This is a genomic window from Streptomyces auratus (assembly GCF_050433025.1).
Classification (GTDB): Bacteria; Actinomycetota; Actinomycetes; order Streptomycetales; family Streptomycetaceae; genus Streptomyces; species Streptomyces sioyaensis.
This window is the reverse complement of the sequence record NZ_JBNGCB010000001.1, coordinates 451,879-466,018: the sequence shown is the minus strand read 5'-3', so window position 1 is coordinate 466,018 and position 14,140 is coordinate 451,879. Positions and strand designations below refer to the sequence as shown.

Genomic DNA, 14,140 nt, shown 5'->3' with positions numbered 1-14,140 from the left:
GGTGGGCAATGTGGCTCAGCGGGCGCTGCCGAGGTTCCGGTCGGCGTCGGCGCCTTCGAGCATGAGGGTGGTCTCCTCGATGCGGCGGAAGCGGCCGTCGGGGGCGAACTCGGCGAAGAGGTAAACCTCCATGCGGACGGTGGAGCCGTCGGTCTTGACGACCTCCATCGTGTGGCGGTCGGCGTAGCGGTCGCCGGACGAGAGTTCGTCGTGCACCTCGACCGAGCCGCCCGCGACGACCGTGCGCAGGTGGGCGATGTGGTCGAGGAACTCGGTGCGGTTCGCCCAGCTTCCGTCGGTGCGCTGGCGGTAGTCGGGCGCGAAGTGCCGGTCGGCGGCCTCGTCGAGGTCGAGGCCCGGGGTGAGGAGCAGGTCGGTGAGGGCGGCGTGGGCGTCGGTGCGGTTCATGGGGATTCCTTCGGTTGGGTGCGGGAGTGGCCCGCCGTGCGTCGGTGGAGATGCGTGCGTCGAGCACGCTTATTACCGTACAGGAAAAGCGTGCGCTGCGCACGCTAATCTGGAGGGGTGCGGAACTCGACGGGACATGACATCGCCGATGCACTGGGCCTGCTCCTGCGGCGGAGCACTCGCGCCCGCCGCTACACCCAGCTGACCGAGGGGCTGGGGGAAGCGGTCGACGACCTCACTTACCCGGTCCTCAGCGGCCTGGCCCGGGCCGGGGCGTGCAGCGCCGCCGACCTGGGCCGTGAGATCGGACTGGACCGCACCACCGTGACCCGCCGCGCCGACCGACTGGAGCAGGCCGGCCTGCTCCAGCGCCGGCCCGACCCGGCCGACGGCCGCGCGACTCTCCTCGCGCTCACCGAGCAGGGGCACAACATCGTGTCGGTCACCAGACAGCGACTGGCGGCCGGCATCGAGTCCTCGCTCGCCACCTGGCCCCAGGCGGACGCCCAAGCCTTCGCACGCCGGCTGCGCCGCTTCGTCGACGAGGGCTCGTTCGCCGCCGAACGCCACTGACGGCCACCGGCGCACTGATCACGACTCCGGACAGGCCCTGGTTGTCCGAGCACCCGCATCGCCAATTCCCGGACTTGTTCTGGCCGTTGTCTGGTCGGTGACAGGACCCCGAAGTCGTTGCAGTGCCTCACCAGCACTCCCAGCCGGCGTCCTTCGCCCTTCCGCAGCGCGCTGAGCATCTCGACCGGCGCGTCGGCTGGCATCTGCAGTACGGTCGAGGCCGACTCCGTCGGGGCGGGCCGCGGGCTCCAGCCGGCTCTGCTGCCCGCAACCGTCCGTTTGTTGCCAGTCATCGCTCAGCCAGTGTTCACACGGGGTTGGTGTCGGCTGGTTTACCTGAACGGCTCTAGTACCCGTGCCTAACCATCTGTTCCCTCGTGAGGAGCACCCATGGCCCCCGATCCGACCGCCCCGACGCCCGAGTCCGAGTTCGACGACAGACACGAGACGACGACCGGCACCACCCGCCGTCGGTTCCTCCAGGGCGCGGGAGTGGCCACCGGGACGCTGGTGCTCGGCGCGACCGCCGGGGCGGGCGGCGCGTATGCCGCTCCGAAGCCCGGGTACGTCTTGCCGAAGGGCTTCAAGGGCGACATGTCCGACCTGAAGCATGTCGTGGTCCTGATGCAGGAGAACCGGTCCCTCGACCACTACTTCGGCACGCTCCCCGGCATACGCGGCTTCAAGGACAAGCAGGCGCTGCGGTTTCAGGACGGCACCACCGTCTTCCAGCAGAAGGACGGCAACGGCAAAATCGTCACCCCGCAGGTCGACGACGGCACCTGGGGCAACGACCACGGAGCCTGGGGCGACGTCGAGCACCGCAAGTGGGACCTGTGGGTGCAGCACAGCGGAGCCAGCTGTATGAACTACCACAGCGACGCCTACATGGGCTTCTACCACTCGGTCGCCGCCCAGTACACCATCGCCGACCAGAACTTCTGCTCCGAGTTCGGGCCGACCGACCCCAACCGAAAGTACCTGTGGAGCGGTACCGCCAACAGTGAGACGGGTAATGCCGATGAGTCCAACTACTCCCGTCCCTGGATCACGGTGGCCGAGCAGCTCCAGCAGAGTGGCATCGACTGGCGGCTCTACTCCGACAACAGCGGCAACGGGCGACAGGGTTACGTCAGCACCTGGGTCGGCGATTACGGCGACAACGAGCTGAAGTACTTCAGGGGGTTCGACCCGGAGGGGCTGAGCGCCGACGACCCGAAGCTGCAGCCCGGCACAGGGCTGATCTGGCGCGGCAACGCCACGTACTACTCCGGCATGACCTCGCCGAACGACGACTCGGACGAGAACCTCGACGCCGTTCTCAAAGGCCTCCATGACGCCTGCCGGCCGGGCGCGGAACACCCGTTGCCGGCAGTCTCCTGGATCGTGGCGCCGTACGGCTGGTCCGAGCACCCGGACGCGGACAGCCTGCACGGCGAGCGCTACGTCAAGAAGGTGCTCGACATCCTCCAGAGCAACCCCGATATCTGGAACCACACCCTCTTCATCCTCAACTATGACGAGAACGACGGGAAGTTCGACCACGTGCTGCCGCCGTGGCCTGAGCCGGGCACGGCGCGTGAGTACGCCGGCGACTACCCGCTCGGCTTCGGTGCGCGGGTGCCGATGCTGCTGGTCTCACCGTGGACCCGCGGCGGGTACGTCGCCTCGGAGGTCTTCGACCACACCTCGACGATCAAGTTCCTGGAGAACTGGGCGGCCCACCTCGGCAAGCCGTTCCGCTGCCCCAACATCAGCGACTGGCGGCGCTCGATCGCGGGCGACCTGACCAGCGCGATCGACTTCGCCCACCCGCAACCGGGGCCCGCCACCTTCCCGGACCCGCTCGCCGAGCAGCCGGTGTCGATCGCCGCCGACCACATGAAGCCGCGCCCGCTGAGCTTCCATCCGCACGCGACGATCTCGGAAGACCGCGCGGCGGGGAAGGTCACCGCCACGATGACCCTGACCGGCGGCGCAACGGACAAGGCCGTGAGTTTCCAGGTCTTCCCCGACAAGTACCAGCCGTTCTCCAGCACGCCGTTCACCGTCACCGCGAGCAAGCCGCGCAAGTACACCTGGGGCACCAAGGCCACCGACGGCAAGTACGCGTTCTCGATCTACTCCAACGACGGCTTTGTGCGCTCCTTCGCCGGCCAGGTCGCGCCCGCTGGAAAGACAGACGGTGGCCTCCCGCGCGTGGAGGTCGCCCTGCTGAAGGCTGCGGGGACCGATCAGGAGGCTCAGGTGAAGCTCACGCTGCACAACGACGGCACCAAGCCGGTGCGTTACACACTCACCGCCCACGACTACCTCGGCAGCACCCGGAACGTCACGGTGGACGGCGGCAAGACGAACGCCGTGATGTGGCCGACCCAGCAGGGCTACTACGACGTGGTCATCACCGTCGACACCGACACCACCTGGACGCAGCGGTACGCCGGCCGGATCGCCACGACCGAAGAGAGCTGATCGGCCAGTTGGCACGCGACGTGCGCGACATTGCTTCGTCGCCTGGGTGGCCCGGCACCCCCCGTGATCAGTGCTGCGGGTGTGGGCGGACGTGGAACATGGGCCGGCGCCGCTTGGTGGTGGTGCCCTGGGTGAGGCGGCCGACTTCGATGCGCATCTTGATGGCCTGGAAGACCTCAGCCACGCCCAGGACGATGGCCATGATGCCCACCACCAGGGTCAGCGCGGCGATCGAGCTGAACGGCGACACGATCAGCACGACGCCTGCCAGAGTGGTGATGATCCCCAAGAACAGCTGCCAGCCGCGCGCCGGGGTGCCCTCGGCGGAGATCGCCGTGGCGGTCACCATGATGCCGCGCAGCAGCCAGCCGAAGCCGATCCACAGCGCGAGCAGCAGAATCGATTCCAGGGTGCCCCGGAAGCAGACCAGGCCCAGCAGGATGAAGAGTGCGCCCGCGACGAAATGCAACACCCGCAGATGCCGAGGGACGTGTGTGCCAAAGGCAGCGGCCAGCTGGAAGACACCGGTGGCCAGCAGGTAGATGCCGAAGAGCACACCGACGACCCGCAGGGTCTGGCTGGGCCAGGCCAGGACAAGCACACCCAGAGCGATCGCAGCCACGCCCATGGTGAGCAGGAATTGCCAGCCCATGTTCGCCAGGGCACTCAGGCCCTCGCCTGTGGAGACATCGCGTTGCTCGGTGCCGTGCGGAGGGCCGGTGCCTGAGGAATCGGAGGGGATTGTCATGCCGTCTGCCTCCTCCAGGAAAGAGCACGGTCAGATGCCAATCCCATCGTCACCCGCCTGGCGCCGTCCCGCCTGGCAGGCGCTCTCAGGTCCCCGTCGCCGACCGCAGAAGCCGGTGGCGCGGCGATGTGGCTGCGGCGCAGGGCGAGCACCGGCACGGCGCCGCGCGGCCGGAGCCGGCGTCTCCGGCAGCTGTCGGGAGACAGCCGCACTCCTGATCTCGGCACTCCTGATCTTGCGAAGCAAAGCAAGATGGTCACCCATAAAATGGGCATTACTGGCGCACTGGCGTGCCAGACAGGCAGGCACGCGAAGTCGGTGCGGAAGGGCGATCGACTCGGGTTCGGGATGCCTATGGATCAGGCCGCCGGTCCGGCGCGGACCGTCATCCTGACAGTGGACGACGACCCGGGCGTGTCGCGTGCTGTCGCCCGTGATCTGCGGCGACACTACGGCGGGTCGTACCGGGTCGTACGCGCAGAGTCCGGCGAGTCCGCCCTTGCCGCCCTGCGCGAGCTGAAGCTGCGCGGCGGCACCGTCGCGGTGATCGTGGCCGACTACCGGATGCCGAAGATGAACGGCATCGAGTTCGCCGCGATCATGCGCGAGTGGTTTCCCATGGCCGTGCACCTGCTGGAAGGCCTCTTCTTCGGCACCAAGAGCGCCCAGGAAGCCGTCGGCCAGCGAGAACGGCTGCTGGCTCTCGGCTCGCTGTCCGCAGGGCTGACCCACGAGCTGAACAACCCCGCCGCCGCGGCCGTGCGCGCCACGTCCGCGCTGCGCGAGCGTGTTGCCGGGATGCGCCACAAGCTCGGCATCATCGCGGCCCGCCCGTACCAGCGGGACAGCCTGGAGACACCCATCGACGTCCAGGAACGCACGGCCGAGCGCGTCGCCAAGGCCACCACCCTGAGCCCGCTGGAAGCCTCGGACCGGGAGGACACCCTCTCCGACTGGCTGGACGACCACGGCATCGGGGACGGCTGGCAGCTCGCGCCGACCTTCGTACAGGCGGGCCTTGACACCGACTGGCTGGACCAGATCGCCGCAGCGGTGGACAGCGACCCCCTCGAAGGTGCCGTGCGGTGGCTCAACTACACCGTCGAAACCGAGCTGTTGATGAACGAGATCGAGGAGTCGACCAACCGCGTCTCCGCCCTCGTCACCGCGGCCAAGCAGTACTCGCAACTCGACCGCGCGCCCTACCAGGTCGCAGACGTGCATGAACTGCTGGACAGCACCCTGTTGATGGTCTCCGCGAAGATCGGCCCCCACCTCACCGTCGTCAAGGACTACGACCGCAGCCTGCCGAAGATCCCGGCCTACCCCAGCGAGCTCAACCAGGTATGGACGAATCTGATCGACAACGCCGTCTCGGCGATGAACAGCACCGGGACCGACGGCACGTTGACCGTACGCACCGCTCGCGAGGGAGAGCATCTGCTCGTCGAGTTCTGCGACACCGGTCCCGGAGTCCCCACGGAGATCCGCGACCGCATCTTCGACCTGTCCCTTCACCACCAAACCGGTGGTGAAGGGACAGGTCTCGGCTTGGACATCACTTGGCGCATCGTCGTCAACAAGCACAAGGGGGACCTGCGGTTCCACTCCGTCCCCGCGACACCCGTTTCCAGGTACGCCTCCCACTGACCTCCGCCGACCCCCATCCTCCATAGGAGCCGTCATGAGTTCCCCGAACGGAATCGACCCCTCGGCCACACCCAGCGGAACCGGCTGCGCCGAGTGCGACGCCAGCGGCGGCTGGTGGTTCCACCTGCGACGCTGCGCACAGTGCGGCCAGATCGGCTGTTGCGACGACTCGCCCGCCAAGCACGCGACGGCGCACGCACGGGCCTCCGGGCACCCGGTGATCCGCAGCTTCGAACCGGGCGAGACCTGGTTCTACAACTACGAGACCTCGCAGGTGTACGCCTCGGGCCCGCACCTGGCTCCCCCCGAGAGCCACCCGGCCGATCAGCCCACCCCCGGCCCCGCGGGACGAGTCCCGGAGGACTGGGCCGATCGTCTGGGGTAGGTAGGAGGGCTCCACCGGGGCTCGCCTTCACAGCGGCTCAGGGAGCCGACTTCTGCTTCCGCGAAGCGGATTGTCCCGCCCGTACCCCGCACATTGCCGATGAGCAGCCGCACCCCGTACTTCGTGTCGACCACCTCGTAGAAGTCGCCGCCGATACTGGCCTCCGCCGCGGCCCCCCGCGACCGGCCCGGACCGCCGGGCCGGTGAGGGCTCACCGGACTTGCTCGGCTGTCCGGAGCAGGTTCCCGGCGTCGCAGCAGGCGTGGCTGAAGCGCAGGTCATCGGCCGCGGCGTCGCCGACGGGTGCCTTTGTGAGCGGGCGAAAATTCAGGTGAGATCGGCGCGACGATGCGAAAGACTCGGGCCGACCGATGAGCTTTACCAGGCGTGCCGGTCTCTCCTTACCATCACCGCCCACGTTCGTGCCGATAGCCCTTGGCTGCGGGCGACTGCGACCAGGAACCCCAGCGAGGTGCTGCCATGTCAGCTGCGATCCAAGAACGACCGGCCGTGCGGGCCGGCCGAATACCGACCGTGGTGCGGCTGCTGGTGCTGGCCACATTCGTGGTGATCCTGAACGAGACGATCTTGATCAACGCCATCCCGCGGCTGATGGACTCGTTGCGCATCACCCAGCAGTCGGCGCAGTGGGTATCCACCGCGTTCATGCTGACCATGGCCGCCGTGATTCCGATAACCGGCTGGTTTCTGCAGCGGGTCACCACCCGGCAGGCTTACGCCATCGCGATGGGCGTGTTCCTCGCGGGAACCGCTCTGTCAGCCGTCGCACCGTCCTTCGAGGTGCTGCTGCTGGGCCGGATCGTGCAGGCCGCAGGTACAGCGGTGATGATGCCCCTGCTGATGACCACGTTGATGATCGTGGTGCCCGAGCACGACCGCGGGCGGGTGATGGGCAACGTCACCCTGGCGATCTCGGTGGCGCCCGCGCTCGGACCTGCCGTGTCCGGGCTGATCCTGCAGCTCGGTTCGTGGCGACTGCTGTTCGTGGTCGTCCTGCCGATCGCGGTTCTGGTGACCCTGTTCGGGCTGCGCAAGATGGACAACATCGGCGAGCCGCAGGTGAGCACCATCGACTGGCTCAGCGTCACCGTGGCGGCGCTCGGCTTCGGCGGCCTGGTGTACGGCCTGAGCCTCTTCGGCGAAACCGACGGCAGCGTCGGGCTCGGCATCGGCATCGTCCTCGCCGGGGTCGCGGCCATCGCGGTTTTCGTGATCCGCCAGCTCAAGCTGCAACGCACCGGTGTGCCGCTGATGGACCTGCGCACCCTCGGGCACCGCACCTACGGCCTGTCCTTGGCCCTCATGTCCATCGGGTTCCTGGCGATGCTCGGGTCGATGATCCTGCTGCCGCTGTACCTGCAGAACATGCGCGGGCTCAGCCCCCTGGAGACCGGCCTGCTGGTCATGCCGGGCGGTCTGGCCATGGGACTGCTGGGACCGACCGTGGGAAAGGTGTTCGACCGGTTCGGCAGTCGGCCGCTGGTGCTGCCCGGTTCGATCGGCATGGTGCTTGCGCTCGGCGGATTCACCCAGGTCTCGCTGACGATGCCGTTCTGGCAGGTGCTGGGACTGCACGCGCTGCTGATGGTGAGCCTGGCGGCGACGTTCACCCCTGTCTTCACCCTCGGCATGGGCGCGCTTCCCCCACATCTGTACTCGCACGGCAGCTCGATGCTCGGGACATTGCAGCAGGTCGCCGCAGCGTTCGGGACCGCGCTTGTAGTGACCGTGATGACGGCGCGCACCGGGCACCTGGTCGCCGACGGCGTCGCCGCCGTGCCCGCAGAGCTGAGCGGGATGAGGCTGGCCTTTGGCGTCGCCGCCGCTCTCACCGTGGTGACGATCGTCGTTGCCGCGAAACTGCCGCGCCGGATCGCTGCCGCTGACGCGCAAGACCACGACAGCGCCGTGGACCAGCCCACGGGATCGTGAGGGGCGGGTGGAGCGAACCACCTCCGCCATGAGCATGCGCGCGGTCCCTGCAGCCGGGCCCCCACGCCTTCTCCGCCGAGAAGACGCCTCCCGTCCTGCGGCAGGGCCCTCGTCGGGGTGAGACGTCGACAGGTGCCGAGGGATCCGTGCCGAGTTCTTCGAGCACGGGGTGTTGATTGAGGTCCTGCTGAGCCACCCGGACGGCTGAGCATGGTGGACCCGCAGGAGAGCGCCGAGCAGGTGCGGCCCGCCGGGCCGTAGGCGGCCCGGCCGGAGCCACGACCGCCCGTTGTGCGCGCCACGCGCGCAGTTCACCGGTGGCCGGGTGATGTGGGAGGCCCGTCCTGGGCGCCGTCAAGGCGTGGAGCGCCTCAGCCGGCGGCTCAGGAGAACTGCTCCTGCGCCCGCGACCAACGAGGCGGCGGCGATGCCGGTGAGCGCGGCCTCGGTCCGGGCGTCGTGGGTAGACCCCGTGGCGGGCAGCGCGGGCGGGTCGGAATCGGCCGCGGTGGCGGCTTGGAGGACGAGGTCGGTGACTGCTTGGGGGTGGGAGGTCATGGCCACGTGGGAGGAATCGATCTCCACCGTGTGGGAACCCGCACGCTTCGCCTCGAAGCGTTCCTGGTCGGGGTTGATGGCCTTGTCCTGCTTCGCGACGAGGAACCACGACGGGAGATGTCTCCAGGCCGCCGCCCTGGCCTTCTCCGAGAACGCGGTCGTGGCCGCGGGCCGTTGGGTCACCGCCATGAGCCTCGTGGTGCTCTCCGGCAGGTCGGCGGCGAATACCTGATGGAGCCTGTCGGGCTTGAGGTACAGGTCGGTCCCGCTGACGCCGCCGGCCCGGTAGGGAACGGACTTCGTGGCAGTGCCGAGTTCGCTGGGGAATCTGGCGGCCAGGGACATGCCGTTCTCGCCCACGTCGGGCATGAGTGCTGCGACGTACACCAGGGACTTCACCCTGGGGTTGCCCGCTGCGGCCGAGCTGATCAGGGAGCCGCCGTACGAGTGGCCCACCAGCACGATGGGACCCTTGATGCTGTCCAGCACGGAGGCGATGTAGGCGGAGTCGTTGTACAGCCCGCGTAGCGGGTTGGCGGGGGCCATGACGGTGTAACCACGACGTTCGAGCCGCTCGACGACCCCGTTCCAGCTGGAGGCGTCCGCGAACGCCCCGTGCACCAGCACGATGGTGGGTTTGGTCGTGGTCGTGCCCCCGTCCGCGACGGCAGGGACCGCCACGGCGGTGCACAGGGTCATGACGCACCCGGCCGCGATGACGTGTGCGCGACGTATTCGGCGCCGTGAGCGGGTATGAGGAAATGCTGCCATGGTGTTCACGCCTTCCGTGAGACCTACGGCATCTGAGTGTTCAGCCCTCCGCACCGGCAGGCATGGCCACGCACTCCAGCCGGGTCACAGAAGTGGGCTGTGCAAGTGAATGCCGGAATCAACGGGTTTCTGGAACCTACGTCGTGAGCTGCCTGTACGGCCGTCCAGCGCCGCGCGCAGAGCACTGGCGCGAAGGCGGGCCGGGGAAACCCACTGGCGAGGGAGCGGCGTCTGGACAGGGACGGGAGCGCCCCGTCGGCTGCCGTACCTCCCGCGCGGTCATCCCGAAGCGACCGCCGGGAGCGGCCGCCTGCGCAACTCGACAAAATGCCAGGGATCTCTCTGGGTACGGGCGCAATGCGCAAATGAGCGGATGATGGACGTCGATGGCCGTCGCAGGTGCGTCGCCGAGCCAGGACACACCCTGCTGGGTGGTTGAGCCGTACCCGCCGAGCGCTGATTGAATCGAGGGGCCGCGGTGCCAGGAATGCACGTGATCGTCCTCCCGGGCGGCGGATATGCCGAACATGCGGCACACGAGGCCGAGCCGATCGTCGACTGGCTCAGCGGACCCGGGATAGCGGCGAGCGTCTTCCGGTATCCGCTCAACGTCAGGCACCCGGTACCGCTTCATGCTCTCCGTGCCGAGATCCGGCGCATGCCGTGCATGTATTCGCCCACGGGCCGCACAGTCTTGGTCTGGCCGAAGGCGCGGGGGACGCTTCGATGTGGACGGCTTTGGCCGCGTCGTGGCTTCGCGAACGTGCAGAAGCCTGAGGGCGGATGTCGGCCGGCTCTCAGGGACAGAGGTGAGGTTCGCCAACCGCTGAGCGAACCACAAGACGCGCCTGAGCCGCTCGTACCGGATGGCTGCTTTGCTGCTCGGTGTTGTGCATGAAACCGCATGCCTATGCCCGCGCAAGTGCACACCCCGCAGCTGGGGTGGCTTCGGCGGCGAGTCACCATCAAGGGGACGGTGTTTGGAGCTCTCGCGGGGGACATGCCCTACCGGGCGGCCGCCGTCACGCGGAGTCGAAGCGTTCGCGAGCCGTCTCGATGGCGCCGAGGTAGCGGTGGGTCCAGTCGCACATGCCGTCGACTGTCGCGCGCAAGGCCCGGCCCGGTTCCGTGAGGGCGTACTCGACGCGCGGCGGCACGGTCGGGTGGACCGTCCGCTCGACCAGGCCGTTGCGCTCCAGCAGACGTAGGTTCTGGGTGAGCATCTTGTGGCTGATGCCCTCGATCTCGTTGCGCAGTTCGGTGAAGCGCAGCGTGCTGTCGCCCACCGCTTCGATGATCAGCAGCGCCCATTTGTTGGCGATGTCCGAGAAGATCTCCCGCGCCAAGGAGTCCGCCCGCGTCACATCCGCCTCGTCCTTGGCCGAGCCTTTGAGCTGCTTGGTCACCATGAGGTGCCCCCGTCACCGAAAAGTGCGTTCTTCCACATCAGCGGCCACTCTCCTACGGTTTCCGAGTAACCACAAGAGAGCACGAGGAGACCGGCAGCATGGCTATCACCCTGGTTAACCCCGACGGACTGCCCAAGATCGACGTCTACCGGCAGGTGGCGGTCACATCCGGTTCGAAGACGGTCTTCGTTGCCGGGCAGGTCGCCTGGGACGCCGACGGAGTCACGGTCGGCGAGGGCGATCTCGCCGCGCAGGTCGAGCAGTGCTACCTCAACGTCGGCACCGCCCTGGCCGGGGCCGGCGGGTCCTTCGACGACGTGGCGAAACTGACCGTCTACGTCGTCGACTGGACGCCCGAGAAGATGCCCCTGCTCCTGGACGGGATTTCCCGGGCAGGAGCGAAACTTGGGGTCATTCCGGTGCCGCCGGCCACGCTGATCGGCGTAGCGGCACTGGACGTCCCCGAGCATCTTGTCGAGATCGAGGCCACCGCGATCCTCGACTGATCAGTCCGGGCGGGAAGCCGTCCGGGGAGTGGCCACGAATCTGCCGGCGGAGCTGGCCGGTCGAGCCCGGGCTTTTCGGCCCGGAGTCGTAGGTGATAACTCCGGGCCGAACCTCGTCCCCGTGGGCCGAAGGTGCATCGGCGGTCTGGCCACGGTGCCCGACACACCCGGACACGCATCCGCTGACGGCGATCGTCCGCACGGACACGGCGGTGTGGGTATGTCCGAAGAGGGGAACGACGGTGGCCCGGATCGGGGAAGTGGAGACCCAATAGAGCGGGCGGGGCCTGCGGCCTCGTACCACGCCTCCGCGCCACCTGGTCCGGGGCCGCCGCAGCGCTGCCGATGATGCCGGGGGAGGCTGCCTGCGCGGATCGAGGGGCGCGAGTGCTTCTGGCACGCAGTGCATGGGAACGGTGGTGTACTCCGCTGCGGCGCCAGGTCGTGACGGTGCGGCCGCTGTCGGCGGAGCCCCCGGCGAACGCGCTGGCCGCTTCGGCCGGCGCGGGCAGCCGCCGGATCTTGATGTCGTCAGGCCGGGCCGCCGGTGTCTGCGGCTGTTGCGCGGCGCTCTTCAGGTCGCGTGGAAGTCGAGGAGGGGCCTGGTCGCGATGTCGCTCGTCGGCATCAGGACGTCGGCGGTCGCTGGAGTCCCTGGAGGAGGAGGGCGATCAGGCGTCGGGGGTCGTATCGGGGGTCGTTGTCGCGTCCGATGCACAGGTTGCCGATGCCGCGCATCAGCTCGTAGGGCTGTGTGCCGGGCTTGATGTCGCCGGCCTCGACCGCGGCGTCGAGCAGTTGGGCGCAGACGGGCAGCAGGCGGTCGAGGAAGTACGCGTGCAGCGCGGCGAAGCGGTCGTTGTCGGACTGCAGAGCATCGGCGAGGCCATGCTTGGTGACGAGGAAGTCGACGAAGAGGTCGACCCATTGGTGCAGTGCGTCGAGCGGGGAGTCTGCGTTGGCCAGCAGGTTCGGGCCGGCTTCGGCGCATGCCTCGATCTGGTGCTGGTACACGGCGGAGACGAGGTCCGCCCTGGTCGGGAAGTGGCGGTAGATCGTGGCCATCCCGACACCCGCCTGGGCCGCGATCTGGCGGATCGGCGCGTCGACGCCGGAGGTGACGAACACGCCGGCTGCGGCACTGAGCACCGTCTCCCGGTTGCGCTGAGCGTCAGCCCGCTTGCTTCGGGACGGCGCATCCCCTGCAGGACCCTCGGCGGCCATCACGTTCCCCTTCGATACCGATTGACAAAACGGAGCAGCGCTCCAGATACTAAATGGAGCAGCGTTCCGTTTCAGGATAGCCGAAGTGGAACGCCCCTGACTGCCTTGTCTGCCCGCCGGTCGCAGGAGACCGGCGGTGGCAGGCGCCACCGAAAGGGAACCCATACCGTGAGCACACCCACTGCCACCGACGCCTTCGGCGCGTCCGTGCCGGTCCTGTCCTTCAGTCCCGTCATCCTGCCCGTGCCCGGACGTCCCGTGGATCTCCAGGTACGCGTCTCCGCACCCGCGACCGGAACCAGCCTCCCCGTCATCCTCCTCTCCCACGGCCACGGCCCCTCGAACAACCTCTCCTCACTCAACGGCTACGCGCCGCTCGCCAACTTCTGGGCGGCACACGGATTCGTCGTCGTCCAGCCCACCCACCTGACCTCCAGAACACTGGCCCACCTGGTCGCCGACGCCCCCGGCGCACCCGACTTCTGGCGTTCCCGCGCCGAGGACATGACCCACATCCTCGACCGGCTCGACGTGATCGAGAACGCCGTGCCGCAGCTCGCCGGACGGATCGACCACACCAAGATCGCCCTCGCCGGACACTCGCTCGGCGGCTTCACCGCCGCCCTCCTGCTGGGTGCCGGGCTCACCGACCCCGCCACCGGGAACGTGGTGCACCTCGTCGAGCCCCGAATCAAGGCGGGCGTACTGCTCGCCGCGCCCGGCAGGGGCGGCGACGTCCTCAACGGGCCCATGGCCGAGCTGTGGCCGATCATCGGAGCCGTCGACTTCTCCACCATGACCGCACCCGCACTGGTCGTCGCCGGCGACAAGGACGACTCCCGGCACTTCACGGACATGGGGCCGGACTGGCACGCCGACCCCTACACCCTCGCCCCAAGCCCCAAAACCCTGCTCACCCTGTTCGACGCGGAACACGGACTCGGCGGGATCGCCGGATACGACGCCGCCGAGACCACCGACGAGAACCCCGAGCGAGTCGCCGCCCTTGCCCAGCTCACCGCGGCCTACCTCCACACCCAACTTCACCCCGGCGCCCCTACCTGGCAGACCACCTGCGAGGCACTGACGACCGGATCCGACCCGGTAGGACACGTCGAATCGAAGTAACCGCAGCCACGTCCCGCATCGGTCGGCCCGCGCCGAGCAGCGGCGCCGGTACCTGGAGGCGCTCAACGAAGTGGCCCGCGCCACCGCCGGACAGCCCCGCGGCACCGCATCGGTCACATGGAGCGGCACCTGGGTGAACACCCCCTCGTCGAGGGCGCGTAGAACACCGACAACGCATGCGTCGAGGTGCGCAGGGGCTCCAGGCCGATCCGTTTTCGGCACAGCTCGTCGAGCCGCAGCGCCCGGTCGGCGCCGGTACCGTCCGCGACATGAATCACCGCCCCGACCTGACCGACACGCCGCTCCAACTCACCTTCTTGGTAAGGGATATGACTGCACCATGCACCGGACGGCA

The 14,140-nt window shown here is 68.5% G+C and carries 12 protein-coding genes; 7 read left to right on the top strand and 5 right to left on the bottom strand.

Annotation, left to right across the window (positions count from 1 at the left end):
• Positions 1 to 15: 15 nt before the first annotated feature.
• A complete protein-coding gene (locus BKA18_RS02155; protein WP_366047798.1) occupies positions 16 to 408 on the bottom strand; it encodes a nuclear transport factor 2 family protein in 393 nt (130 codons plus the stop codon).
• A 117-nt stretch (positions 409 to 525) separates the two neighbouring features.
• Here BKA18_RS02155 and BKA18_RS02150 point away from each other — a divergent pair, with 117 nt between their 5' ends.
• Both BKA18_RS02150 and BKA18_RS02145 read left to right on the top strand, forming a co-directional pair.
• Positions 526 to 981, top strand: coding sequence for a MarR family winged helix-turn-helix transcriptional regulator (locus BKA18_RS02150; protein WP_366047799.1), 456 nt, complete (start codon positions 526 to 528; stop codon positions 979 to 981).
• 390 nt (positions 982 to 1,371) lie between these two features.
• The gene (locus BKA18_RS02145; RefSeq protein ID WP_366047800.1) at positions 1,372 to 3,453 is read left to right on the top strand and encodes an alkaline phosphatase family protein; all 2,082 of its coding nucleotides are present in this window, start codon (positions 1,372 to 1,374) and stop codon (positions 3,451 to 3,453) included.
• 67 nt (positions 3,454 to 3,520) lie between these two features.
• Here the strand turns inward: BKA18_RS02145 and BKA18_RS02140 are convergent, their stop codons facing one another.
• On the bottom strand, positions 3,521 to 4,201 hold the full coding sequence (locus BKA18_RS02140; RefSeq protein WP_429638117.1) for an HdeD family acid-resistance protein: 681 nt from the start codon (positions 4,199 to 4,201) through the stop codon (positions 3,521 to 3,523).
• A gap of 354 nt (positions 4,202 to 4,555) precedes the next feature.
• On the opposite strand from BKA18_RS02140, the gene BKA18_RS02135 reads away from it, so the two are divergent.
• The 3 genes from BKA18_RS02135 to BKA18_RS02125 all read left to right on the top strand — a co-directional run bounded on the left by BKA18_RS02135 (position 4,556) and on the right by BKA18_RS02125 (position 8,189).
• Positions 4,556 to 5,851 (top strand): hybrid sensor histidine kinase/response regulator, encoded by a 1,296-nt coding sequence (locus BKA18_RS02135; protein WP_366043900.1) that lies wholly within the window; start codon positions 4,556 to 4,558, stop codon positions 5,849 to 5,851.
• Between the two features lie 34 nt (positions 5,852 to 5,885).
• Positions 5,886 to 6,236 (top strand): UBP-type zinc finger domain-containing protein, encoded by a 351-nt coding sequence (locus BKA18_RS02130; protein WP_366043873.1) that lies wholly within the window; start codon positions 5,886 to 5,888, stop codon positions 6,234 to 6,236.
• Positions 6,237 to 6,716: 480 nt separating this feature from the next.
• A complete protein-coding gene (locus BKA18_RS02125) occupies positions 6,717 to 8,189 on the top strand; it encodes an MDR family MFS transporter (RefSeq protein WP_366043871.1) in 1,473 nt (490 codons plus the stop codon).
• Positions 8,190 to 8,543: 354 nt separating this feature from the next.
• On the opposite strand, the gene BKA18_RS02120 is transcribed toward BKA18_RS02125, so the two are convergent.
• Together BKA18_RS02120 and BKA18_RS02115 are read right to left on the bottom strand one after the other, a co-directional pair.
• On the bottom strand, positions 8,544 to 9,446 hold the full coding sequence (locus tag BKA18_RS02120) for an alpha/beta fold hydrolase (RefSeq protein ID WP_366043869.1): 903 nt from the start codon (positions 9,444 to 9,446) through the stop codon (positions 8,544 to 8,546).
• A gap of 1,094 nt (positions 9,447 to 10,540) precedes the next feature.
• Positions 10,541 to 10,927, bottom strand: coding sequence for a winged helix-turn-helix transcriptional regulator (locus BKA18_RS02115; RefSeq protein ID WP_366043867.1), 387 nt, complete (start codon positions 10,925 to 10,927; stop codon positions 10,541 to 10,543).
• A gap of 98 nt (positions 10,928 to 11,025) precedes the next feature.
• Between BKA18_RS02115 and BKA18_RS02110 the strand changes: the two genes are divergently transcribed.
• Entirely contained in the window at positions 11,026 to 11,433 is a 408-nt protein-coding gene (locus BKA18_RS02110) for a RidA family protein (protein ID WP_366043866.1), read from the top strand.
• A gap of 627 nt (positions 11,434 to 12,060) precedes the next feature.
• On the opposite strand, the gene BKA18_RS02105 is transcribed toward BKA18_RS02110, so the two are convergent.
• Positions 12,061 to 12,657 carry a TetR/AcrR family transcriptional regulator gene (locus BKA18_RS02105; protein WP_366043865.1) on the bottom strand — a complete coding sequence of 199 codons (597 nt, stop codon included), beginning with the start codon at positions 12,655 to 12,657 and terminating at the stop codon, positions 12,061 to 12,063.
• A gap of 168 nt (positions 12,658 to 12,825) precedes the next feature.
• Between BKA18_RS02105 and BKA18_RS02100 the strand changes: the two genes are divergently transcribed.
• The gene (locus BKA18_RS02100) at positions 12,826 to 13,785 is read left to right on the top strand and encodes an alpha/beta hydrolase family protein (RefSeq protein ID WP_366043864.1); all 960 of its coding nucleotides are present in this window, start codon (positions 12,826 to 12,828) and stop codon (positions 13,783 to 13,785) included.
• Positions 13,786 to 14,140: the final 355 nt, after the last annotated feature.